Annotated in this window: 22 protein-coding genes; 16 read left to right on the top strand and 6 right to left on the bottom strand. The window is 64.2% G+C overall.

The features are described 5' to 3' along the window. Window positions 1-81: 81 nt before the first annotated feature. From QQ25_RS04290 to QQ25_RS04240, 11 genes are all read left to right on the top strand, one after another. Window positions 82-1,665, top strand: coding sequence for an acyl-CoA synthetase (locus QQ25_RS04290; RefSeq protein WP_039377402.1), 1,584 nt, complete (start codon window positions 82-84; stop codon window positions 1,663-1,665). Between the two features lie 9 nt (window positions 1,666-1,674). Beyond that, window positions 1,675-2,808 (top strand): zinc-binding dehydrogenase, encoded by a 1,134-nt coding sequence (locus QQ25_RS04285; RefSeq protein WP_052235612.1) that lies wholly within the window; start codon window positions 1,675-1,677, stop codon window positions 2,806-2,808. A 9-nt stretch (window positions 2,809-2,817) separates the two neighbouring features. After that, the gene (locus QQ25_RS04280) at window positions 2,818-4,248 is read left to right on the top strand and encodes an aldehyde dehydrogenase family protein (RefSeq protein WP_039377400.1); all 1,431 of its coding nucleotides are present in this window, start codon (window positions 2,818-2,820) and stop codon (window positions 4,246-4,248) included. Further along, window positions 4,245-5,021, top strand: coding sequence for a crotonase/enoyl-CoA hydratase family protein (locus tag QQ25_RS04275; RefSeq protein ID WP_039377398.1), 777 nt, complete (start codon window positions 4,245-4,247; stop codon window positions 5,019-5,021). The genes QQ25_RS04280 and QQ25_RS04275 overlap by 4 nt, the downstream gene beginning before the upstream one ends. After that, a complete protein-coding gene (locus QQ25_RS04270; RefSeq protein WP_039377779.1) occupies window positions 5,015-6,121 on the top strand; it encodes an acyl-CoA dehydrogenase family protein in 1,107 nt (368 codons plus the stop codon). The genes QQ25_RS04275 and QQ25_RS04270 overlap by 7 nt, the downstream gene beginning before the upstream one ends. Further along, complete coding sequence (locus QQ25_RS04265) at window positions 6,118-7,179, top strand: acyl-CoA dehydrogenase family protein (RefSeq protein WP_039377396.1); 1,062 nt, start codon at window positions 6,118-6,120, stop codon at window positions 7,177-7,179. The genes QQ25_RS04270 and QQ25_RS04265 overlap by 4 nt, the downstream gene beginning before the upstream one ends. Window positions 7,180-7,248: 69 nt before the next feature. Continuing rightward, on the top strand, window positions 7,249-7,737 hold the full coding sequence (locus QQ25_RS04260; protein WP_039377394.1) for a hypothetical protein: 489 nt from the start codon (window positions 7,249-7,251) through the stop codon (window positions 7,735-7,737). Continuing rightward, entirely contained in the window at window positions 7,734-8,597 is an 864-nt protein-coding gene (locus tag QQ25_RS04255; protein WP_039377388.1) for an SDR family oxidoreductase, read from the top strand. The genes QQ25_RS04260 and QQ25_RS04255 overlap by 4 nt, the downstream gene beginning before the upstream one ends. Window position 8,598: 1 nt before the next feature. After that, window positions 8,599-9,582 (top strand): alpha/beta hydrolase, encoded by a 984-nt coding sequence (locus tag QQ25_RS04250; RefSeq protein ID WP_039377385.1) that lies wholly within the window; start codon window positions 8,599-8,601, stop codon window positions 9,580-9,582. Between the two features lie 42 nt (window positions 9,583-9,624). Continuing rightward, entirely contained in the window at window positions 9,625-10,701 is a 1,077-nt protein-coding gene (locus tag QQ25_RS04245; protein WP_039377382.1) for a hypothetical protein, read from the top strand. A 16-nt stretch (window positions 10,702-10,717) separates the two neighbouring features. After that, on the top strand, window positions 10,718-11,500 hold the full coding sequence (locus tag QQ25_RS04240) for an SDR family NAD(P)-dependent oxidoreductase (RefSeq protein ID WP_039377381.1): 783 nt from the start codon (window positions 10,718-10,720) through the stop codon (window positions 11,498-11,500). Between the two features lie 98 nt (window positions 11,501-11,598). On the opposite strand, the gene QQ25_RS04235 is transcribed toward QQ25_RS04240, so the two are convergent. Together QQ25_RS04235 and QQ25_RS04230 are read right to left on the bottom strand one after the other, a co-directional pair. Beyond that, window positions 11,599-13,044: an NAD-dependent epimerase/dehydratase family protein gene (locus tag QQ25_RS04235; protein ID WP_039377380.1), complete on the bottom strand. Its 1,446-nt coding sequence runs from the start codon at window positions 13,042-13,044 to the stop codon at window positions 11,599-11,601. Window positions 13,045-13,078: 34 nt separating this feature from the next. Further along, window positions 13,079-13,516, bottom strand: coding sequence for a nuclear transport factor 2 family protein (locus QQ25_RS04230; protein WP_039377379.1), 438 nt, complete (start codon window positions 13,514-13,516; stop codon window positions 13,079-13,081). A gap of 1,636 nt (window positions 13,517-15,152) precedes the next feature. Here QQ25_RS04230 and QQ25_RS31505 point away from each other — a divergent pair. Then, window positions 15,153-17,411, top strand: coding sequence for a cellulase family glycosylhydrolase (locus QQ25_RS31505; RefSeq protein WP_157847800.1), 2,259 nt, complete (start codon window positions 15,153-15,155; stop codon window positions 17,409-17,411). A 28-nt stretch (window positions 17,412-17,439) separates the two neighbouring features. Here the strand turns inward: QQ25_RS31505 and QQ25_RS04220 are convergent, their stop codons facing one another. Beyond that, on the bottom strand, window positions 17,440-18,054 hold the full coding sequence (locus tag QQ25_RS04220) for a TetR/AcrR family transcriptional regulator (RefSeq protein WP_039377377.1): 615 nt from the start codon (window positions 18,052-18,054) through the stop codon (window positions 17,440-17,442). A 201-nt stretch (window positions 18,055-18,255) separates the two neighbouring features. Here QQ25_RS04220 and QQ25_RS04215 point away from each other — a divergent pair, with 201 nt between their 5' ends. Both QQ25_RS04215 and QQ25_RS04210 read left to right on the top strand, forming a co-directional pair. Then, window positions 18,256-19,185 carry a hypothetical protein gene (locus QQ25_RS04215; protein WP_039377375.1) on the top strand — a complete coding sequence of 310 codons (930 nt, stop codon included), beginning with the start codon at window positions 18,256-18,258 and terminating at the stop codon, window positions 19,183-19,185. Between the two features lie 234 nt (window positions 19,186-19,419). Further along, window positions 19,420-19,956, top strand: coding sequence for a TetR/AcrR family transcriptional regulator (locus tag QQ25_RS04210; protein ID WP_204354909.1), 537 nt, complete (start codon window positions 19,420-19,422; stop codon window positions 19,954-19,956). Between the two features lie 17 nt (window positions 19,957-19,973). Here the strand turns inward: QQ25_RS04210 and QQ25_RS04205 are convergent, their stop codons facing one another. After that, window positions 19,974-20,252, bottom strand: a complete 279-nt coding sequence (locus tag QQ25_RS04205) for a hypothetical protein (protein ID WP_039377373.1) — start codon at window positions 20,250-20,252, stop codon at window positions 19,974-19,976. Between the two features lie 2 nt (window positions 20,253-20,254). Further along, window positions 20,255-21,400 (bottom strand): 3-ketosteroid-9-alpha-monooxygenase, oxygenase component, encoded by a 1,146-nt coding sequence (locus QQ25_RS04200; RefSeq protein WP_039377371.1) that lies wholly within the window; start codon window positions 21,398-21,400, stop codon window positions 20,255-20,257. 102 nt (window positions 21,401-21,502) lie between these two features. Between QQ25_RS04200 and QQ25_RS04195 the strand changes: the two genes are divergently transcribed. Beyond that, window positions 21,503-23,206 (top strand): 3-ketosteroid-delta-1-dehydrogenase, encoded by a 1,704-nt coding sequence (locus tag QQ25_RS04195; RefSeq protein WP_039377370.1) that lies wholly within the window; start codon window positions 21,503-21,505, stop codon window positions 23,204-23,206. A gap of 29 nt (window positions 23,207-23,235) precedes the next feature. Here QQ25_RS04195 and QQ25_RS04190 read toward each other — a convergent pair whose 3' ends face one another. After that, window positions 23,236-23,901, bottom strand: a complete 666-nt coding sequence (locus QQ25_RS04190) for a PadR family transcriptional regulator (RefSeq protein WP_039377368.1) — start codon at window positions 23,899-23,901, stop codon at window positions 23,236-23,238. 126 nt (window positions 23,902-24,027) lie between these two features. Here QQ25_RS04190 and QQ25_RS04185 point away from each other — a divergent pair, with 126 nt between their 5' ends. Then, on the top strand, window positions 24,028-24,564 hold the full coding sequence (locus tag QQ25_RS04185; protein ID WP_052235609.1) for a flavin reductase family protein: 537 nt from the start codon (window positions 24,028-24,030) through the stop codon (window positions 24,562-24,564). Window positions 24,565-24,566 lie beyond the last annotated feature (2 nt).

Here is a 24,566-nt window from a genome sequence, read left to right as displayed (position 1 = left end):
AGGCCCGCACCGCGCCCTCCCTGTCTACTGAGCGGGAGACGAACCACCGCAGTGACCGTTGGCGTGCCTACTCTGCCGATCATGCATTCCGACGACCTTGCCGCCGTCATCGCCCGGGCTCACAGCCACAGCCTCGCAGATATCCCCCGCCGGTCGGCGCGTAAACAACCTGGGAAGACAGCCATCATCGATGGCGACGTCACCCTGAGTTTCGCCGAGTTCGATCACCTGGTGGATCGCGCCGCGGCCGCATTGCACGAGAACGGTCTCCTTCCCGGAGAGCGACTCGCGTTGTTGTCGCGCAACTGCTGGCAGTACGCGGTATTGGCCTTCGCCACCGCCCGCGCCGGCGTGGTGCTGGTGCCAATCAATTTCATGCTGATGCCCGACGAGATCTCCTATATCCTCGGCCACAGCCAGGCCGCCGGATTCATCGTCGAGGCCGACCTGATCCCGGTGGCCGAACGGGCAATGGCTGGGACTGCGGTTCGCACGAAGGCAGCACTTGTCCCCACCGGCCAGTCAGGTCCGGGCGACTGGCCTGATTTCGCCGAATGGCTCACCACCACCGCGGACGTTCCCGATTGCCGGATCGAGGACGATCAGCTGCTGCGGGTGATGTACACCAGCGGCACCGAATCTCGGCCCAAGGGCGTCATGCACAGCAGCCGCAGCTTGATGTGGCAGTACATCAGCACCATCGTGGCGGGCTCGATGTCCGGCGACGACGTCGAAATTCACTCCCTGCCCTTGTATCACTGCGCGCAGCTGGACAACTTCCTGGCCACCGACATCTACCTGGGCGCCACCAGCATCATCCTGCCCCGGCCGGATCCAGAGCTGGTGCTGCGGACGATCGAGCGCGACGGCGTCACCAATTACTTTGCGCCACCGACGGTGTGGATCAGCCTGCTGCGCAGTCCCGTGTTCGACGAGGTCGACCTGTCCAGCCTGCGCAAGGGGTACTACGGCGCCTCGCCGATGCCCACCGAGATCCTGCACGAGATGCGCAGGCGGCTGCCCAATCTGCGCCTGTGGAACTTCTACGGCCAGACCGAGATGGCCCCACTGGCCTCAGCCCTTGGTCCTGCCGAGCAGGATGCCCACGCGGGCGCGGCGGGCCGACCCGTGGTCAACGTCGAAACCGTGATCCTCGACGACAACGATGTTCCGGTCGAGCCCGGGACGGTCGGTGAAATCGCCCACCGCAGCCCGCATCTGATGCTCGGCTACCTCGACGATGACGACAAGACCGCCCAAGCCTTCGCGGGCGGCTGGTTCCATTCCGGCGACCTGGGCTTCTACGACGAGCACGGCCTGCTGCATGTCGTGGACCGCAAGAAGGACATGATCAAAACCGGCGGCGAGAATGTCGCCAGCCGCGAGGTCGAAGAAGTTCTCTACCGGCACAGCGGGATAGAAGAGGCCGCGGTCTTCGGGGTGGCCCACCCGATCTGGGTGGAAGCTGTCGTCGCCGCGGTGGTGACTCGCGCCGGTACCACCGTGACCGAAGACGAGGTCCTACGTCACTGCCGTGACCATCTCGCCGGGTTCAAGACCCCCAAACAGATCTTCTTCGTCGACTCCCTGCCCAAGAACCCCAGCGGCAAACTGCTCAAACGCGATCTGCGGCAGCGGTTCAGCCTCGAACCCACCAGCAACTGAAGGAACACTGTGCACTCCACATCTCAGGCCAACACTTCTCGAACTGGACGCATCGCGCGCTTCGACGAACCCGGCAAACCATTTCAGATCGAAACGGTGACGTTGCCTGACGTCCGGCCCGGAGAAGTTCTGGTCCGTGTTCTGCGGACGAACATCTGCGGTTCAGATGTACATGCCTGGCATGGCACCTTCGCCACCCGCGGCTTGGGTGGACAGCTACCCACCGTCTTGGGTCACGAGATGGTCGGCGCCATCGAGGTGCTGGGCGACGGAGTGACCGCCGACTCCAACGGCAAACCGTTGGCCGAAGGCACGCGAGTGGTGTTCCCGTACTTCTACTGCTGCCACAGGTGCCGCAACTGCCTGGCGGGACGCCGTAACGCCTGCCTGAACCTGAAAATGGCGATGTTGGGCCGCGCCGACGAACCGCCCTATTTTGTCGGCGGCTACGGCGACTACTACCTGTTGCCCGCCGGCGCAGTGGTTTACGCGGTTCCCGACACCCTGAGCGATGACATCGCCGCAGGCGCGAACTGCGCGCTGTCGCAGGTCATGTATGGACTTGAACGGGTCGATCTGCAACTCGGCGAGCACGTCGTGGTTCAGGGTGCCGGCGCACTCGGTCTCTACGCGGTGGCCGTGGCCAAGGCGCGCGGGGCGGCCAACGTGATCGCCATCGACGGCGTTCCCGAAAGGCTGGAACTGGCAACTGCATTCGGAGCTGACTCGGTGATCGACCTCAACGAGGTCGCCACGCCCAAGGACCGCGCCAAAGCCGTACGCAAGTTGACCGACGGCCAGGGCGCCGACGTGGTGGTCGAGGTTGTCGGACACCCGTCGGCCATCGACGAGGGTCTCCAGATGCTCGCCCAGTTCGGCCGCTACGTCGAGATCGGCAACATCAACATCGGCAAGACGTTCGCGTTCGACCCGTCACGGTTCGTCTTCACCAACAAGACCATGGTCGGGGTCTCGCTCTATGACCCGGCAGTCCTGTCCCGCGCGTTGACCTTCCTCGACCGTTACCAGCACCAGCTGCCGTTCGAGCGACTCGCCGCGGCGTCGTACTCACTCGATGACATCAACGAAGCGTTCACCGCGGCCGATGGCAAGCGCGACGTCCGCGCCAGCATCGCGCCATAAACAAAAAGGATGACAGTGCCCACTTTCGAACACGACAGACTGTTCATCGACGGCAGCTGGATCACCCCCTCGGGGGACGGGTTCATCGACGTTGTCGACCCGGCGACCGAAGAAGTGATCGGCCACGTGCCCAATGGCGACGCCGCCGACGTCGACACCGCGGTGGCCGCGGCCCGTCAGGCGTTCGACCCGCTCATCACCCTTGACGAACGCCGGGACCGGGTGCAGCGGGTCATCGCTGCGATGGAGAAACGCCTAGCCGAAATCGCCGAACTCATCACCGCCGAGATGGGTGCACCCATCCGCATCGCGCAGACGGTGCAGACGCAGGTACCGCTGGCGGTGGCCAAGGGTTTCGCCGATGTGCTGGAGACCTTCGAATTCGAAGAGCGCATCGGCAATTCGCTGGTCCTGAGGGAGCCCTACGGCGTCGTTGGGGCCATCACGCCGTGGAACTACCCGCTCTACCAGGTGGTCGCCAAGGTGCTGCCCGCCATCGCCGCGGGCTGTCCCGTCGTGCTCAAACCCAGTAACGAGGCCCCGCTTTCGGTGTTCGCCTTCGTCGAAGCCTGCGAAGAGGCGGGCCTGCCACCGGGGACCATCAATCTCGTCTCGGGCCCTGGTCGGGTGATCGGCGAACGTCTCGCCTCGCATCCCGACGTCGACTTCGTCTCGTTCACGGGGTCCACCAGTGTGGGTGCGCGCGTCGGAGAACTGGCAGGCCAGTCGATCAAGAAGGTCGCCCTCGAGCTCGGCGGCAAGTCGGCCAACGTCATCCTCGACGGCGCCGATCTGGCGACTGCGGTCAAGGTCGGGGTGGGCAATGCCTTCCTCAACGGCGGGCAGACCTGCATGGCGTGGACCAGGATGCTGGTGCCGCAGAATCGATATGGCGAGGCGCTGGACCTGATCGAATCGGCTGTGGGCCGCTATACCGTGGGTGATCCGCGCGACCCGGCGACCCGGATCGGACCGTCGGCGTCGCGGTCGCAGTTCGACTCGGTGCGTGGCTTCATAGAGCGCGCCCAGCGTGACGGTGCTCGGCTACTGATCGGCGGCGCGGAACCGATCCGCGACGTCGGGTACTACGTGGCACCAACGGTTTTCGCCGATGTGGATCCCGACTCCGAACTCGGTCAGGAAGAAGTGTTCGGCCCCGTGCTGGCCGTGACACCCTTCACCGATACCGACGATGCACTGCGCATCGCCAACGGCACCCCCTACGGTCTCTCGGGCGCGGTCTGGGGTGCCACCGACGACGATGCCATCGCCTTCGCCCGTCAGGTGCAGACCGGGCAACTCGACATCAACGGCGGCGCGTACAACCCGGCGGCCCCGTTCGGCGGGTACAAGAAGTCCGGGATCGGCCGCGAATTGGGCCGGTTCGGCTTCGAGGAATACCTCCAGACCAAATCCCTTCAGCTCAAGGAGCGTGCGTGACCTCACCGCTCGACGTCCACACCGACGGATCGGTGCAAATTTGGACGATCACCCTGCCCGACGTCGGCAATGCCATCACCGGCAAGGACATCATCGCCGCATTCGAGGACAACGTCGATGCGGCCAACTCTGACAACACCGTGGGTGCGGTCATCCTCACCGGGGCCGGCAAGATATTCTCCGCCGGCGGCAACGTCAAGGAGATGGCCGACCGCCATGGCATGTTCGGTCTGGATGCCATCGACCAGCGACGGGCCTACATCGATGGGATCCAACGGATCCCACGTGCGCTGGGACGCCTGGAGGTGCCCCTTATTGCGGCGGTCAACGGCGCGGCCATCGGCGCCGGGTGCGATCTGGCGATGATGTGCGACATCAGGATCGCTTCCGAGCGCGCGTGCTTCGCCGAGAGCTTCGTGCAGCTCGGCCTCATCCCGGGCGATGGCGGAACCTGGTTCCTGCCTCGTGCCATCGGTTACGCCCGTGCCGCTGAGCTCACGTTCACCGGTGAACGGATCGATGCGGCAACGGCGTTGGGGTGGGGACTGGTCAGCCGTGTCGTGCCCCACGAGGACCTTCTGAATGAAGCACGGGCACTGGCGGACCGGATCGCGGTCAACCCGCCGCACGCGCTGCGGATGGCCAAGCGCCTGTTGCAGGAATCGACGACCGGCTCCCTGGAATCGACCCTGGCGATGGCGGCGGCGATGCAACCGCTGGCCCACCACGACGCGGTACACCAACAGCGCATCGCGAAGTGGCGGACATCGTGAGCGACGCACACCTGGACCAGTTACGTCGGGAAGTCCGTAGCTTCCTGGCCGAACAGTTGGCCGCCGGGGCATTCAGACCTTCCGTCGATGCCTGGTTGTGCGGGTGGGACGAGAATTTCACCGCATCCCTGGCGATGCAGGGCTGGCTGGGCATGACGGTTCCCGTGCACTACGGCGGTCACGGCCGCTCGTTTCAGGAACGGTTCGTCGTGACCGAAGAACTGCTGGCCGCGGGCGCACCGGTTGCCGCTCATTGGATCGCCGACCGCCAGATCGTGCCGTCGCTCCTGAAATACGGGACAGAAGAGCAGAAGTCAGAGTTCTTACCTCGCATCGTGCGCGGTGAGTGTTTCTTCGGAATTGGGATGAGCGAACCGGATTCCGGCTCCGATCTGGCCAGCGTGCGCACCCGTGCGGTACCGGTCGATGGCGGGTGGTCGATCACCGGGACCAAGGTATGGACGTCGGGAGCGCACCGTGCTCATGCCTTCATCGTGCTGGCCCGCACCGAACCGGTCGATCCGTCGCACCGGCATGCGGGTTTGAGCCAGTTCATCGTCGACCTGCGCGCCCCGGGGGTGCAGGTCCGCCCGATCATCTCGATGAACGGCGGGCATCACTTCAACGAGGTCGTGCTCGACGAGGTGTTCATTCCGGATGCCATGGTCTTCGGCGAGATCGGCCGCGGCTGGACCCAGGTCACCTCCGAACTGAGCTTCGAGCGCAGCGGGCCGGAGAGATTCCTGTCGACGTTCCCGCTGCTGCCCCTCGCACTCGAAAACACCTCCGATGATGCCGAATTGGGCCGTCTCGTCGCGCGAGTGGCCGGACTGCATCACATGTCGACCGCGGTGGCCGGCGCCCTGGAACGCGGTGAGAATCCCGATGTTCCGGCAGCGGTCGTCAAGGTCCTCGGCACCACGGTCGAAGGCGACATCGCCGACTTCGCCGACCGGCAGACCGGAGATGACGCCGCCAGGCACGCCGAGTGGGCGCACCTGGTCGCCAACGCGGTGGACCAGCGCCCCGGCTTCACGTTGCGCGGCGGAACCAACGAAGTACTGCGCGGTGTCATCGCGCGGGGATTGGGTATGCGATGAACACCACCGACCTCGCTCCGAGCACGCTGTCCGCCGTGGACCCCGACCTGGCGGCCATGATGGACGGCGTCTTCTCCGACTACCGCCAGACCACACCCACCGGCGGCCCCGGCGAACGTGTCGGGTACGACCGCGCACTGTGGCAGCGGCTCGACTCCCTGGGACTGGTCCGCCTGACCGGCGCCGAGGAATCCGGTGGCAGCGGCGCAGGTTGGCTCGAGGCTGCTGAGTTGCTCAGTGCCGCAGTCCGTCACGGCGTCCGCATCCCACTGGCCGAACACGACCTGCTGGCCTGTTGGCTATTGGAGGCCCTCGGCCGACCCGTCGATGACGCCGTGCGAACGGTGTATGTGGCTCCACTCAGCGGCGAATCCACCACATCTGTGCCCTGGGCGGCTGAGGCCGAACGGATCGTCGCGCTCTGGCCGGCCGGCGACGAATACCGGCTCACCGAGTTCGACACCGCGGAACTCTCGCTCGCTACAGGCACCAACCTGATCGGCGAGCCGCGCGACACCATCACCGTCGACACCACCGGAATCACCGGCCATCCGGTGCCCACCAGCCTGGTAGAGCAGCTCGGCCGCAAATCGGCGGTGATACGGGCGATCCAGGTATGCGCAGCGCTCGATCGTGCTGTGGCGCTGTCCATCGAACACGTGGCGTCACGGGTGCAGTTCGGGCGTCCGCTGGCGAAGTTCCAGGCGATTCAGAACCTGATCTCGGATGCGGCGGCGGAGTCGGCGCTGGCGCGGGCCGCCACCGAGGCTGCGCTCCACACTGCGATCGGAACGGACTGGCAGTCAGCTCAACTGGACTTCCAGATTGCGACCGCGCGATCCTGCGCCGGGCATGCCGTCTCGGTCGTGACCCGCAACGCGCACCAGGTGCACGGCGCGATCGGCACCACGCACGAACATCGGCTGCACGAGTTCACCCGCGCAGCTCTGGCCTGGCGCTCGGAATTCGGCTCCGTGCGCTTCTGGGATGACCGGGTTGCGGCGGCGGCCGTTGCGGCAGGCGGACGGCAACTGTGGGCGTTGATCGCCGGCGATTAGGGGTTTCTGTGTTCCGCTGACCGGTCACGGGTGCTGTTACCGCCACCACATCCCGGGTTGACTGCCGGCATGAGCAACGAGATCACGCTGTCCGATGTCCAGGAGTTCATCTCCGGTTTCTGGTACCACTACGACCAGGGCCACTTCGACGAGGTGGGCGCCCGCCTCGCCGACGAGATGGAGTACCTGAGCCGCTCAGACTCCGGGGCCTGCCCATTCGAGCACCTGCTGGCCGCCGAGCTGCACGGTAAGGCCGAGACCTGGGCCTGGCTCATCGAGCATCGCAACGAGAATCCGTACCCGTGCCGTCATCACGCCACCAATGTGTTCCGTACCGGCGTCGACGGCGAGGTCACCAACGTCCGCTTCTATCTGTACGTCAACCAGATCACCAACAACGTTCCGTTCGCGGTGTCCAGCGGTATCGTCGACGCCGGAATCCGGCGTTCGGAAGCCGGCCTGGTGTTCACCTCGCTGAATGTCGTGCTCGACGCCGAGGATTCGATCCCGCTCGCGCAGCACACCGCCAAGGTCGCCGCCGGCGCCCAATCCGCGTGAACGCCCGAGAGGTCTTCGGCGGCGGGGTCGCTGTCATCACGGGTGCCGGCGCCGGGATCGGCGCCGGCCTGGCGCGGCATGCCGGCCGGTCGGGCATGACGGTGGTGCTGGTCGACATCAACGCGGCCGCCGTCGCGGACCTGCGCGACGAGATCGTCGCCGCCGGTGGGTCTGCCGTCGCCGTGGTGTGCGATGTGCGTGATGCCGACGCCGTGCAGGCGATGGCCGAGGAGGTCTACCGCGACATCGGGCCGGTGCGACTGCTGGTGAACAACGCCGGTGTCGAGCAATTCGGTTATCTGTGGGACACCCCGGTTTCCAATTGGCAACGCGTCGTCGACATCAACATCAGCGGAGTGTTCCACGGCATCAAGGCATTCCTGCCGAAGATGATGGCGACCGACGCTCCGGCGTGGGTCTGGAACCTGTCCTCGATCGGCGGAGTCGCCGTCGTTCCGCTGCAGGCGCCCTACATCATGAGCAAGCACGCGGTCCTGGCGCTCACCGAGTGTCTGCATCTGGAGGTGCAAGCCGCCGGTCACGACCACCATGTGCACGTGCAGGCGGTGCTGCCTGGGGCCGTGGTCTCCGAGATCTTCGAGTCGGCCGGCGGGGTGGACTCCGGGGACACCGGTGCTGCCGAAGGACAACGCGCCGCGATGCTCGACATCAAAGCCGAGGCGATGGATCCGCTCGCCGCCGCCGAAGTGGTGTTCGACCAGGCCGCCGAAGGCCGGTTCTATCTACTCACCCAACCCGACTACGTCGGCTCGGCGATGGCCGAGCGGGCCCGGGTATTGAGCAACCAGGAGGCTCCCCGGTTACGGACCGAGCGCCGATTCGACCCCGCGCAGAACTGAAATGACTTATCCCCCACTTGATCCCGATGCGGCCGCCAGAGTTGCTTCGTTCGGCGAGATGGCTCCCATGCGGGCCCGCGGCTTGGCGGCCGTGCGGGAAGGTGTCGAATCCGCGCCTCTGCCCGAAATGCCTGCCATGGCAGGTATCGACGATCTGACCGCCCCGAGCCCGGCCGGCCCGATCCCGTTGCGGTTGTATCGGCCCAGCCTCGAGCCCGGGCTGCCGGTCCTGGTGTATCTGCACGGGGGCGGGCTCGTGATGGGTTCGAACCGGTCGTTCGAACCCACGGCGCGTGCGCTCGCGCAGGCCAGCGGTGCCGCCGTGGTGGCCGTCGAATACCGGTTGGCACCGGAATCGCCGCCGCCTGCTCAATTCGATGACGCGTATGTGGCCACCGAATGGGTGGCCGGCCACGCCGGTGAACTCGGACTCGACCCAGACCGCCTTGCCGTCGTCGGCGACAGTGCCGGCGGATCACTTGCTGCCGCAGTGGCATTGGCGGCCCGCGATCATGATGGCCCGAGGATCTGCGCCCAGGTGCTGTTGTATCCGGGTCTGGACCGCGACATGGGCGCCGCGTCGATCACCTCCATGCCGGATGCACCGATGCTGAGCCACACCGACATCGTCTACATGCATGAATTGGTCGATCGCAGCGGCGGATCGCCACGCGACCCGTATCAGGTGCCGGCCTACGCCGGTGATCTGAGCGGGCTGCCCCCGGCGATCGTCGTGACCGGCGAGTGCGACCCCATCCGCGATTGGGGCGAGCGGTATGCCGAAAGGCTGCGTGACGCCGGAGTCCAGACCACTCTCACCCGCTATCCCGGTATGTACCACGGCTTTCTGATGCGCTCAGAAGCCACCGCACGCGGCCGCTTGGCGATGGCCGAGGTCGGTGCACTGCTCAAGGCCAAATTCGCCCACCCACTCGGAAGCAACGAGTCTCCCGATCAACGGACGGCTGCACCCTCGCAGGGTTGAGCGCTGCCCACAATCGACAACACACCATCGAAGGAGATCACCATGCTGACCGATGAGCAGCGTCTCGCGCTGTCCGACATCCTGCGTCCTGCGGCCCCGCCCTGCGAGCTCAGCGATATCTACACCGAAGACCAGAAGCGCAGACTGCTCGACGTTGTGCACAACCAGGGTCCGTGGAAGCTGATCATCGCCCAGCACTTCGCCTCGGCGGACGAGTTGATGGCCACGATGAGCGGCGCCTTCCCGGAGGGGTTCACCCCGTCGCTGGACCTGTTCCTCACCCCGACGTTCCGCGGCTACCTGGCCAACTACGGCACCGTCCTGTATCCCGAGCTGCACGATTGCTTCTACAACGCCGGCTTCATCGAGCAGGCCAAGAGCTACTGGAACGCCGAATACGCCAAGCCCGAGATGATGCTGTTCAACATCAACGGGCCCTGCGCCAACCGCGACCCCGGTCATCTGGACTCCCCCAGCTTCCGCGGCGTCCGCCACGAGAACGCCCCGACCTGGCTGTGCAGCGTGATGGGCAAGTCCGGTCTGTTCACCGACTACCTGATCAAGATGGCCCAGGTGATCACCTGGTTCTCCCTCGACGAAGGTTCGGGCTTCACCTACTGGCCCGACGGTCCGCTCAAGCCGCCCGCCAGGGTGCTGCCGCCGATCAACAACCGCGGCGTCGTGGTGCAGAACGAGATGATGATGCACCGCGGGGAAGCCAACGGCCCAGTGGAGCAACAGGTTCCGGCCGGGCTGGCGTTCGACACCGTGTTCACCGGAGACCCGGCGGACCGCGACCAATGGCTGCTGAAGAACGGCGAAGACGTGATCGCCCGCCACCACACCGACGAACTCCGGTTCCTCGTGCACTGGTCGGCCGAGGTGTTCTCCGATTACGACGAACTCAAGAAGAACATGGACGGATCGGACGACATCACGATCGAACGGGCCATCGGAATGATGGTCGACGACCTCAAGGGCAAGGGCATCAACCTGGACGTTCCCGGCGAGCCGTTGCACGATCCGCAGTTCATCGGTGCCCTCAACGCCGCCTACGACCTCGGCGGGCCCAGCAGCTACCCGGACGAGGCTCCGATCTCCGCATTTCAACTCGCTTGATTCCCAGGGGTATTCAATGGACCGCTTCTCAGATCGCCGTGTGATCGTCACCGGCGCCGGCTCCGGGATCGGCGCGGCCACGGTGGCCCGCCTGCTCGACGAAGGCGCGACGGTGGTCGGCTACGACATCTCCGCCGACGGGCTGGCCGCGACCACCGCGGCCGCAGAAGGTGCCGGCACCGCCAAGCGGCTCACCACGGCAATCCTCGACATATCGCGCGAGGACGACGTCATCGCCGCCGTGTCGGGGGCGGTGGCCGAGCTGGGCGGGCTTGAGGTACTGGTCAATGTGGCTGCCATGCAGACGTGTTCGCACACCCACGAGACCAGCCTCGAGGAGTGGAGCCGCACCCTGGCGGTCAACCTCACCGGAACCTTCCTGATGACCCGTCAGGCGCTCCCGGCACTACTCGAATCACGGCGCGGTGTCGTGGTCAACTTCACCTCTACCGCCGCGACATTTGCCCACCCGTATATGGCGGCCTACGCGGCCAGCAAGGGCGGCATCCTCAGCTTCACCCACTCCCTGGCACTGGAGTACTCGAAGCAGGGTCTGCGCGCGGTCAACATCCAGCCCGGCGGGGTGTCAACGGCTCTGGCCAACAGCACCCTCGACAAGATGCCAGAAGGATACGACCTGGGCCTCTGGGCCAAGCAGACCCCGTTGCTGCACGGCGCCGAAAGCGAAATTCTCGGAGACCCAAGCGCTGTCGCATCTGTCATCGCTATGGTCGCCTCTGACGACGGCGCGTTCATCACCGGCACCGAGATTCGTGTCGATGGTGGCGCTCACGCCTGAGCGGTCCCCGGCGAAGTCCGGAAAGCGGGTGCTCCCGGCATTGCCGTGAGCACCCGCTTTTCGTTCGGTTCATACGCGTCGCCCCTTGGCATGAACACTCACCGCACTTCGGTTGCGGTACCTAATTCGAGCTGAGCCAGAAACTGATTGCGTTCGGCTTGTTGGCGGTAGCCGGCGGTATCGCGCACACATTGCGGGCACCAGTGACCACCACGCAGTACAAGCCTTGGACTGCCGTGGAATTCGTGTCCGTCAGCGCATCGCCATTCCAGCGGTGTGGCGATATCGTTGCCGACCACGTGTGATGAGAGTAGTTCGCCACCGCGAAAGTCGGCTGCGGCCGCATAATCTGCCGTAGTCCATTCGGCAGGGTCTTTGGTTTCGTCGTAGCCATGGTCGAGCAGTGCGGGCATCCGGTCCGGCTGCGGTGGCGAAAAGGTGCTCCAGTCACCGATGTCAGCCCACTCACGGTGGGAACCGAAGTAGGCGTTGATCTTTGCTTCATCGTTGTCACGAATGAATGCCATCGTGCCACGTGGCTTTACGGTGAGGGGTTTGAGGATGAGGTTCTTGACGATCCACGGTGGCATCTTGCCGGCCAGCTTCAGCGACGGGTTCGCCGCCACGGCCCGCGTAAGAGCAGCATCGAAGGTGTCACCGCGGAACGGGATGAGCTTTTCCAGGTCGTCGGAATCGGAGTACCACTGGCCGTGAAAGTTTCGGGTCGCGAACCAGTTGCGGTTGTACCACTTGCGGACGTCACGCACGCCGAAGGCCGCCGTCATGCGGGTCTGCAGTTCCCAGTTCGTGAGCCGCCAGGACTCGCCACCGCCGATGTTGTAGATGTCGCACCACAACTCGGATGGCACGCCGTCCTCGCAGAGGTTGACCAAAAGCCGGGCGGAGTCCTCGGCCGAGACCCACTCCATGACTCCCTCGAACGGAGAATGCGTCATGATCGGGTCACGGATTGCCAGCATTCCCGGGTGGAATATGCCCGTCTGGCGCAACCACACCCACTTTGCGAGACCCGAGTCGACCAGTACTTTCTCGGCGACAATCTTACTCTGCCCGTAACCGTCGAAATGCGCTGCGCGCAAGGGGTCCCCGATACGGCCCCAATGATGGGGCGGGTTGCGGTCCCCGGTTTGCGCGACCGTTCCGATACCGACGACACCGATGGCCGCCGGGTTCGGCTGGGCCTGCACGGCCCGCACGATATTGCGCATACTGCCGACATTCACCCGGTGCGCCAACTCGGGGTCATCGTCACCGACCGGAGACACGATGCCGCCGAGATGCACGACGAAATCCGCACCCGCTACGCATGATTCGACGTCTGTGTAGTCGGTGAGATCACCGAAACGTACCTCGAGGTTGGGCATGTCCTCATAGCGGCGAATCGCCGCGGTGTCTGCCGGTGTGGGCAACACCAGCGCGACGACATCGAAACGATCAGCGCGGGACCGGAACTCATCCAGGGTGAACCGTCCCCAGTAACCCGTCGCCCCGGTCAGGAACACCCGTGTGCGCTTATTGACCATCGTCAACCTTCCTATCGGTCTTGCTGCGCGTCATTCAGCCGGCGAACACGTCGAGCGAACCCACGGTGCCCCGATTGTCTTTCACCCGCTCGACCAACCACCAGCGGCCATCGCGGCGCTCCCAGCGGTCGTGATAGTCACCGAGGGTGTGAAAAGTCAGTTCCGGATTGCTGCGCGACAGGTGGAGGTCTTGCACATACGCCCTGCTTGTCGCGTGGCCACCGTCGACATCGATGAGCACGTTGCCGAGCAGGTGCTGAGTCACTCCGCAGTTATCCAGGAATCCTCGGATCATCTCGATGATCGCTGAACTGCCCTCCAGGCGGCCGGTGCCGAACTCCCCGGCGGCGTCGGGAGCCAGGATCTCCGACAGTGCCTGCCAGTCGCGGGCATCCATCGCACGTGCGAATTGCACGAGAGCCCGCTCGATTTGCCGTTCTTCGACGATCTGGTTGTTATCAACAGTTTTCATCGATCACTTCCCTAGCTCGTTCGCATTTCTCGTTGATTTCCTTCCACCGGCCGATTCTCTCCAACGTGGCGACATCTACATCGCGGTTGCCCATTGGCCGGGAGAAAGATCAGTGGATCGTTCGAGGCACAGCTGCGAATACGGTCGATAACGCTCGTTGTAACCCTGTTGGCGTGCTGCGATCTGCGCCTGGCGCTCAGCAGCCGTTACGTAAACCGTCTCTGCAGGCAACACGGTAGCGAGCTGATCGAGTTTGACGACCTGCGAAGTCCCGTCCGATTCACGGCAGCGGAGTGTTGACGCAATACCATCATCTCCAGCCAGAGCCCGCGAACTTACTCCCAACCCACTCGTTGAAGAGATATGAGATCTCCAGCTATAACCTGGAGTCACTTAGCACCGCCCAATCGGAGCCACTGGTCGGGCGGGGCCGTTGAGGGCGATGCATCAGGGTTCGGTCCGGGTCAGATCCCCGGGCGTCCCGGAGGGCAACGGGTTGGGAGGGGTGTAGACCGGGCGATACCGATACTTCGGTTGGTAGCGATGTTAGGCGGGCAATCGTCGGCAGCGGCAGACTCAACCCCCTGCTGGGTGGAGGACCTTGCGCACTCTGAAAGGCTTTGGGATCACTCCGTGGCGCCCCTCGGGCAGACATGACCGGTGACGAACACCAGTTCGCCATGCCTACTGCACAGGGCGTGCGGAGCGCGCCGCGACCGTCAACAACGGTTGTAGGTGGGCCTCTCAGCAACTGGGCCGGCAATTCTCACGTATACGAATTGTTGCCGAGATCGCACCTGGCGCCCAAGCCATGAACGTGCGGTCGAACTCGACCGTGCCGCGTTCTTTTCTGCGTTTGGTGAGCGCCGAATGCCGGCGATGGTGACCGGCTCCCGTTCAGTGGGCAATTCCATTGGCAGGTAACGGCCGCGCTGTAAAAGTGCTCTGGGTCACTTTGGAAATCCACAAAGGAGTAGATCACATGGGCGCGTCGAGGTATATCGGGCGGGTTGGCGGGCTGGCCGTGGCGCTGGGTGTGGGCGCCGCGCTTTTTGGTGGACAGGGAACCGCTTGTGCAGACACCGGGACCACCGCGTCGGACAACGCGCGATCGGCGTCGACCGGAAGTGAGAGGAATGGTTCAGCGGGCCCTGCTTCTCCACGCACACCGGATCGTTCGACGGCCGGCAAACACCGATATCGCCACGCGCCCACAACATCCAAGCGTGCCGATGCCAAGCAGGACTCAACTGATGACGTCGACTCGATCCCCCGAATCGGCTCCACAAAGGAAAAGCCATCGAGCTCATCGTCAGCGGTCCGCGACACTTACACTGATTCTCCTCGAGCACAGAAAGATTCGACCTCCGGCAAGAACCGGCACCGCCAGGAGCCAACACATCCCAAACGCGCCAGGACCAAGCCAGGCTCAACACGCGACATCGACTCAAGCCCCAGCAGCGGCCCCACAGCGGAAAAGCCATCGAGCGGGTCCTCACCGGCTCGCGAAACGGACACGAATCAGAGTGGAACGACGGAGGCCACTGCCACTGAGGGCAACCAACAGGCGGAAAGCGACGCTGCAGCGGTCACACCTGCCCGCCCGTCCGCTCCTGGAGCAGCCGAGATCACCAAAATGACAACGGATCTGCGCAAACCAGCCGCGGATTCATGGGGGGCGAACACCCCGACGCCGCCGGGGGATGTAGCAACCTCATGGGTGCTGCTCGCTGCGACACGGCGAGAGCTGTCCCGCTCAGGCTTCAGCCGGCCTGGCACCAAGCCGACCACGCTGGACGCGACACGCACAACCACCGGCACTCCCGCTGCAGCTGCGGCCCCGAATCCGGCACTCGCAACGTTCGCATCTCCCCCTGACTTACCTCAGCAGTTCAACGAGTTCGTCTACACGCCGATCTACACCGCGATGTCCAACTGGGTCGACACTCCCGAGGGCCAGGTGTTTGCAGGATTCGTGAACACCGTGACCGGATCGTATGCGATCGGCGATGGTTCGGCGGGGACCAGCGCCTCGGACGCGGACGGCACCAACGGAGGGTGGCTATTCGGTGATGGTGGGGATGGCTGGAACAGCACCGTGGCCGGCGTTGCCGGTGGCGATGGTGGTTCTGCCGGCCTGTTCGGTAACGGTGGTGTCGGCGGTGCCGGCGGAGCGGAAGCCGCAGGCGGAATCGGCGGAGCCGGGGGATCACTCATGGGCCTCGGCGGCGTGGGTGGCGATGGCGGCGCTGCCACCGGCACCGCCGCTGGTGGCGCGGGTGGCGATGGTGGCACCGCGCCAGGATTGTTGTTCGGTATCGGCGGGACCGGTGGTGACGGCAACGACGGTGGGGTTGGCGGTGTCGGCGGCGACGGCGGCAACGCCACCGGGTTGCTGGGCAGCGGCGGACGCGGCGGCAATGGCGGCGACGGTAGCCTGACCGGGCGGCTGCCTGCCCTGGGTGGGGCCGGCGGCACCATCGCCCAGTGGAGCTTGGGCAACCACGGCGAAGTTGGCCGTTTCGGCAATCAAGCTGGAGTGAACTTGGTTCCGGGCCATCCGACGATCAGCACCACCGGCACTTGGTTCACCGACGAAGACGGCAGAGTCGTCATCTTGCGCGGGATGAACGTCGTCGACATCACGGACCCGATCCGTACACCGTCTGAAGAGGGCTTCAGCGAAGACGACGCGGCGTTCCTGGCCGCCAACGGATTCAACGTCGTGCGGTTGGGTGTCGACTGGGAGCGGCTACAGCCCGAACCCGGGGTCTACGACGAAGAGTATCTCAACGAACTGGACGAAACCGTGGCGATGCTGGGCGATCACGGCATTGTCACCGTGCTGGACTTTCACCAGAACGTTCCGCCCACTTATGTCACCGGCGAACTACCTCCGTCGAACATCGGATTCCCACTCGACATTTTCTTCGATTCAGCGAAAAACGCGGCACTCGACAAATTCTGGGCGAATGACCCCGGCCCGACCGGCGCCGGACAACTCAACGAATACGCTGCGATGGTCCAGTACTTGGCGAATCACTACAACGGCAACCCCAACGTCGTAGGCATCGAGATCATGAACGAACCCCGGCCGGGCAATCAGTTCCTGCCGTCGCTATTCGGCAGCTCATATCATGAAGCCCAGCAGCTGACCCCGTTCTACAACCAGGTGGCCACTGCGATTCGCAGCGTCAACCCTGATGCGACGATCTTCTTCGAACCCAGTGTGGCGGCCACGGCGATGGTGCCCGTGAGACTGGGCACGGTCCACGACCCCAACTCCGCCCTGTCGTTCCACGACTACGCCTTCTTGAACCTGGGTGGCCTGGTACTGCCCTTTGTCAACGTCATCGCCAACACGGCCGCCGACTACGCCAAGGCGCACAACATTCCCGCCATCATGACCGAATTCGGCTCCTCAAGTAACCCATCGTCGCTGAATCAGACGATGGCCCCAGCCGATCAACACCTGCTCAGCTGGACCGAGTGGTCCTACGCCAACACCACCTATCGCGGTGTCGACGGCACCGTCGAATGGCTGGTCGACGATCCCAGCAAGCCACTCGAAGGCGACAACGTCAACTGGGACAACCTGAAAATTCTGACCCGACCCTACGCCCAAACCACTGCCGGCACACCACAATCGATGTCCTACAACGAGAATGACGGCACGTTCAAATTCAGCTACACCACCGACCGCGTAGACGGCCAGGGCCGCTTCGCTCCCGGATCAGAAACCATCATCTCCGTCCCCGATGTGCACTACCCCAACGGCTACACCGTCAGCGTCGAAGGCGGAACAGTCGTATCCACCGACAACGGCAAGATCATCATCGCCTCCGGCGACGCCACCACCGTCACAGTAACCGTCACTCCCAACACGAGCGTGTAACGAACTCATCGGCCGCACTTGCTGTAGGTCAGCCCTGCCGCGCCAGAACCGGCAGGGCTTCCACAGTCATCTGCATCCCGACTCGCAGAGCCGATCGCAGTCCGGCGAAGTTCCCGTCCGCGACCCAGCGCACATATGCGTGTCGGCACACCTGAATTACCAACTGTGCCGGTAATTCTCGCGTGTTCGGGTTATCACCCAGGTCGAACCGGGCAGCCAAGAACTCGGTTATCGGGCCGATGAGGTCCTGCCCCCAGTCCAACCAGCGCAGCCGGTACTGGGGGTCGTTGACCACCAAAGCCATGAACGTGCGGTCAAACTCGACCGTTCCCCGTTTGGGGACTTCGGTACTGAACGCCTCGACCAGCGCCTCGACAACATCGCCCTGCGGTTCAGCCTGCGCAAGCATCTCGACACTCAGTGTTCCGAAACGGCGAAACAGCGGTAGCACCACATCTTCTTTCACCGGAAAGTGCCGATGAAAGGTGCGCGGCGCAATACCGGCCGCGGTACAGATCCGGTCCACAGTGACCGAGGTCGAGCCTTCCGCGAGGAAGAGATCGTGTGCGGCCAGCGCGATATCAAATCGAAGCTCCTCGGCACGACGCTCGCTCAGCGTCGCCGGCCTGCCGGCCTTGTCCATCTGCGATTCCTCCCTCCTTATCAGCGCATTCGATCATATCGGCGGTGAGCGCCCGCCAGGCCTCACAGCTCGACGCACCTCCCGGTGACCGGGAATCGACCGGCGACCTCTGGGCATCCGCCGTTAACTTTCCCTTGTCAGATTCTGCCATATGGGCAGATTCTGACAACGAATAGCGTCGCAGCCCCTTAGGAGTAACCCGTGACAAGCGAAGCCGACGAACTCACCGCCGAGGGCGAGGAGCTCAACTACGACGACTACACCCACGACTTCATGGGCAAGGTCGGAAATATTCAAGACTTCTCGCGCGACTTCCTTCTCGGCCTGGCCCGGGTCTTCGAAGACGTCTTGAACTTCATGCCGTACGCCCACGTCAAGATCTACTCGGAGAGAGTCGGCATCAATGCCGCAATGGATGTGGCCGCCGAGGTATCCCGAGCCGGAATGCGCCAGGTGATGCCGATGGGGCGGTTCATCGCCCCTCCGGGCTGGGACTGGAAGAACGCCCAGTACCAGGCCATCCCCTTCGATGTTCAGACCGAAGACCTGACAAAGCCGGCGTTGATCCGTTTGATCAAGACCTACTGGGACCAATACCTCAAGGGCCACAACTACTTCATCGACCAGTGGACGAAGATCATCCCCGAGGAAGATGTCTGGCTCGGCCTGCCCGACATGTACCAACTCATCATCGACTACCAGTACCCGAAACTTGCGAAGGTCTTCAAGATCGAGCCTGTGCACGTCGTCGACTTCCTCAAGCTGGCGGTATTGAGCATCGACGGAACCTTGGGCTACGGCGGCGAGTACATCGTCTACAACCCCGATCACGTCGTCCTGAACATGCGTCGATGCGAGGTTCTCCAGAAGTACACCGATGAGGGTCTCTACCCTCCAGCGCGGGCATGGATGAATTGCACCTTCGAGCAACGCATCGCAGCCCCATTCTTCCCAGGCTGCAAGCTCGCCATCAACCTACCGCCCAAGGACTTCAAGTTTGCCGACGGCGAGCCCTTCTGCGTCTGGACCTACACCAGAGGCGAAGAGAACCATGCGGCCGCGGCCGCCGCGCCAGACCCCCGAGCCAGCGCGATGAAGAAGATTCCGATCATGCCGGTGTCATCTACGTAGGAAGCCTGCGGTGCCCCAGTCGCCGTGCAATGCCTAGTCGACTGGGGCCCTGTGCAGTGCAACTCAGGTAGTGCAATCCGATTTCGACTGCCCGGTCAGCGAGAGCAACTGCGCTCCACCACCTGAGCCGAACCTAGTGTTGTCACCGTGAGCACATCTGAGTTGGAAGTGGCGATGTTTCAACCCCTGACTACCGACTCAGGCTTGGGGACAATCGAACTCACGGCCAGCCGAATGGCCCGGCGCGAGCGGATCGTCAATGCCGCGACGTCACTGGCGCTCAAGGGCTACGACGCATGCCAGATCCGTTCAGTCGCCACGGCGGCAGGTATGGCACCCAGCACGGTGTACCAATACTTCCCGTCGAAGGACGACCTGCTGCTCGCCTGTTTCTACGAATGGCTGTGGGATTTCGAAACCGAGTATCGGTGCAGTACAAGCGAAACAGATCCGTTTCAGCGTCTGCTGCAGGTTTCCCTGGCGCTCACCGGCAGGCTCTGCTCCTCACCGCTGTTTGCCGAAGCCATGATTCGCCCGTATCTCTATGCCGACGGCGCTGCTGCGACCCAGGCCGACCTGGTGCGACGGCAGACCGTCCGGATCTTCATCCGTGCCGTCGGGGGCGAGAATTCGGCAGCGAGGGAGATCGGCGCTGCCGAAATCCTCTCCGACGTCTGGATGTCCAACATCGCCGCATTCACTCAGCAGCGCATCGCATCGGGCGAACTGTCAGAACGGATCGCCCGCACCGTCGGCCTCCTGAAGGGGTAGCCGACGGTTTCCGGGCTTCACGACGTCTCGTCGACGACGTGCAACGCTCCCGCGCGCACTGCGTCGACAATGGACCCGCCCAGAGCCGAGCAGGCCAGGAACAGACCGTTCCCACCGTTGCCGGCCAATTGCGCGGCGGTGCAACGCTCTTCGCAGCGGGCCAGGGCGGTGCCGGTCCACTGAACGCTGGTCTGGTTCCAGCTGCTCTTGCGCACCTCGACGCCGGCCCCGCAGCGGGTGCAGGTCACCGGCGTCATCGGCGCATCGTCCAGGCGATTGTCCGGGCGGACAGCCATCCTCACCCCACGGACCCGGAGGTGGCGGCGCGGGCAGCGAGATTGGCTTCCACTTCCCTCATCCAGGCTTCGTACGGCCGGGTGGTGTCCAACTCGAATTCGAACCGGTCCACCATGTCCGGCGCGACGTCGGCCACATCGACATAGAACTGCTCATACCAGCGCCGCAGCTGGTAGACCGGCCCGTCCTCCTCGACCAGGAGCGGGTTGTCGATCCGGGTCTTGTTGCGCCAGATCTCGACGTCCTGCTCGAATCCCATCTTGACGAAGTCTCCGAGGGCGATCGCGGTCTGCATGGCAAGTTCCTCCGGCATGGCCGCGTTCTTCTCCACCACGATTCCGTACTGCAGCACGAAGGAACTGGCGTCGATCGGGTAGTGACAGTTGATCAAGACCGTGCGCTGGTCGAACTCCTGGTAGTGGTAGGTCAGATCGTCGATCATGAACGAGGGACCGTGATAGGAGGCCAGCGAGGTGGTGCCGAGCAGCTTGGACCCCTCGGGATCGCCGATGTCGGGCCGGCCCGCGCTCTTCATGTACTGGGTCGCGACATGGCCTTCGAAAATGTTCTTGAAGTGCGTGGGAAGCGAGCCGTGGATGTAGAAGAAATGCGCCATGTCGACGACGTTGTCGATGATCTCGCGGCAGTTGGTGTTGACAACCGTGGTGTACCAGTGCCAGTCGGTCCAACCGTCGCTGGTCGCTCCCTCGATCCGCGGGATGGTCACGTCGGCCGGCGGGGCCTTGCGCTCGGGATCGTTCCAAATGAGCAGCATCCCGTCCTGCTCCAGTGTGGGCCAGGCAGCGGTCCGCGCCAATCGCGGGGTGCGCTTGCTGTAGGGCACCATCTTGCAGCGGCCGTCGCCGCCCCAGCGCCAATCGTGGAACGGGCAGGCGATCTCGTTGCCCTTCACCGTCCCTTGCGAGAGGTCGCCGCCCATGTGCCGGCAATACCCGTCGAGCACGTTGATCACGCCGTCCTCGCCCCGGAACACCACCAGCTTCTGCCCGAAGGCGTTGATCTGGTGCGGCTGCCCATCCCCGAAATCACGGATCAGGCCCAGGCAGTGCCAGCCGCGGGCGAATCTGGTGGGTACCGAACCGGCCTCGATCAACCGGATTTCGTCGGTATCTGCGTGCGTCGTCATGGCCCCATTGAACTGCGATGACGGACCGGCGGGAAGGTCAGTGTTCCGCTCAACAGGAGACCAGAATCAACTTTGCCCGTTGTCGCCCTATCGTCTCCGCTCGTGACCGCCACCACCCACAAGACCATTCCCGCCGGACTGACCGTTGCCGCCACCGAGGTAGATCTTCTCGTCGTCGGATCCGGTACCGGCCTGGCCGCGGCCCTGGCCGCCCGCGAGCAGGGGTTGTCCGTTCTCGTCGTCGAGAAGTCGTCCTACGTGGGCGGTTCGACGGCCCGATCCGGTGGTGCGCTCTGGCTGCCGTCGAGCCCGGTGATCGAGGGCTGCGGTGGCAACGACCCCGTGTCCCGGGCACACACGTACCTGGAGTCGGTCGTCGGGGATTCCGCACCACGGGAGCGCTCCGCCGCATACCTCGACAACCTGCCGGCCACGGTCGAAATGTTGCGCCGAACCACACCCATGAAGCTGTTCTGGGCCAAGGAGTACTCCGACTATCACCCCGAGGCGCCCGGTGGATCGGCGGCGGGGCGCACCTGCGAATGCCGCCCGCTCGACACGGCCGTGCTCGGCGAATACCTGGCCGACCTACGGCCCGGGGTCATGGAAGTCAAGATTCCGATGCCGACCACAGGTGCCGACTACCGCTGGCTGAATCTGATGAGCCGGGTGCCACGAAAAGGGCTGCCCACCATCGCAAAACGACTTGCGCAGGGCATCGGCGGGCTCGCCCTCGGTAGGCGTTACGCCGCCGGCGGTCAGGCCTTGGCCGCCGGATTGTTCGCGGGAGCGATCCGGGCCGGGATCCCGATCTGGCTCGATACGTCACTGACCGAGCTGATCACCGAGGGAGGCCGCGTCACCGGCGCCGTCGTCGAGCATGGGGACAAGACGTTCACCGTCACCGCCCGGCGCGGTGTCGTGCTCGCGGCCGGCGGTTTCGATCACGACATGGACATGCGCCACAAGTTCCAATCCGAGTCTCTCGGCCGCAATCTCAGCCTGGGCGCGGAGTCCAACACCGGCGACGCCATTCGGCTGGGACAGGACATCGGTGCAGACATTGCGCTGATGGATCAATCGTGGTGGTTCCCCGCCGTGGCGCCACTCCCGGAGGCCGCTCCGGCCGTGATGCTCGCGGAGCGGTCGTTGCCCGGATCGTTCATCGTCGACCAGGACGGTCAACGGTTTGCGAACGAATCGGCCGACTACATGAGCTTCGGGCAACGCGTCCTGGAGCGGGAAGCTTCGGGAACGCCGGTCGAAAGCATGTGGATCGTCTTCGATCAGCAGTACCGCAACAGCTACGTCTTTGCCGCCGAACTGTTTCCGCGCATGCCGATCCCCCAGACCTGGTATGACGCCGGAGTCGCGGTCAAGGCAGACAATTTCACCGAGCTGGCAGCCAAGATGCGGGTGCCGGAGGACAGCTTCTCGGCCACCGTCAGGCGGTTCAACGAGAACTCGTTCGCCGGTGAGGATCCCGACTTCGAACGGGGCCGCAGTGCCTACGACCGTTACTACGGCGACCCCACGATCACGCCGAACCCCAACCTGCGGCCCCTGGTCAAAGGCCCGTTCTACGCGGTCAAGATGGTGCTCAGCGACCTGGGTACGTGCGGCGGTCTGCGAGCCGACGATCGTGCTCGCGTGCTTCGCGAGGACGGCACCGTCATCGACGGGCTCTATGCGATCGGCAACACCGCCGCCAACGCATTCGGCAATACCTATCCCGGTGCCGGGGCAACCATCGCCCAAGGGCTGGTCTACGGCTACATCGCCGCACTCGACGCGGCCGAAGGGTAAGCCGCGACCCGAATACCAACGGACGGAGGTTAGTCGGCGTCTTCGGCGTCGGCTTTCTTCTCGATCTCGTACCAGTACGCCGGATCTGGCCACGGGATCTTGGCGCCTTCACCGACTTTCGGGAAGTTGGCCTCGGCCTCGTCGAGATCTTTGATGAGTTGCAGTGTGAGTTCCCGTTCGGACGCGTAGTAGCGCTCCGCCCAGTCCAACGCGATCTTGGCGTATGCCCACGCGGGATCGACCCCGGCCCAGCGGGCCTCCTTGGCCGCATCACGTTGCATCTCGTCCACATAGGCAAGATGCTCTTGGAGCATCTGCTTCAGCGTGGCAGGGTCGCTGAGGTGGCCCATCGTCACCCGCATGACTGCTGGATGCTTCAACGACGGCGGATCCGGCGGTGTCTCCCGAGCCCACCGAGTGACCGCGTCCAGGCCGGTCTGGGTGATCTTGTAGAGGCGGCGGTTTCGCGTACCGTTGCCGTCCACCCGCGAGGTCAGATATCCCATCTTTTCCAGCTTCTTCAGATCGGAATAGATCTGGCTGAAGGCGGGGCTGCCGTAGTAGAAACGCATAGCCCAGCCGAGCCACTTGCGAATGTCGTAGCCGGAGAGTTCTTGCTCGTAAGACAGCAACCCGAGCAGCGCCCAGCTGTTCGCGGCCAGCGCCGGCTTGGCTGCCTGCTCGGAATCTTCCATGGTGCAAGGGTAACAATCGAGGTCACGACACCTCTCCGGCCGAACCACTGACCGGGAGACACCGTTGCCCACGGTCCACGTCTCGACGAATCTGGTTGACGACACGAGTGTGAGGGAGACACAGCGATGGGACTCGATGGCACTGCGACACTGGGCAGCCCACCCCGACGGCCAGGCCCGCAGGACATGCGGACGGTGCTCGGTCACTTCTGCACCGGCATCGCTGTCATCACCGGTCACGACGGGCAGCGACCGCTGGGTTTCACCTGCCAATCGGTGACGTCGGTGTCGCTGGAGCCGCCCTATGTGTCGTTCTGCCCGTCGCGATCCTCCTCGACCTGGCCGCTGATCCGAGCTACCGGCCGGATGTGTATCAACATCCTGGCCGACCATCAGCAAGCGGTATGTGCCCAGTTCGCACGCAGCAGCGCGGACAAGTTCGCCGGCGTCCACTGGAGCCCGGCCGCGAATGGCGCCCCGCGCCTGCACGACACGTTGGCCACCATCGAAGCCGACCTTGAGTACGAGCACGGCGCGGGCGACCACACCATCGTCGTCGCCCATGTCACGTCGTTGAGCGCCGACGGCGGACAGCCGTTGTTGTTCTACCGCGGTGATTACGGTGGCTTCGACGACCGACGACTGGATTCCACGACGGAGTAAGG

Origin of the sequence: Mycolicibacterium setense (assembly GCF_000805385.1) — a bacterium.
In the GTDB taxonomy this organism is placed as follows: Bacteria; Actinomycetota; Actinomycetes; order Mycobacteriales; family Mycobacteriaceae; genus Mycobacterium; species Mycobacterium setense.
Note: the sequence above shows the minus strand (reverse complement) of the source record. Positions and strands in the feature narration are given on the sequence as shown.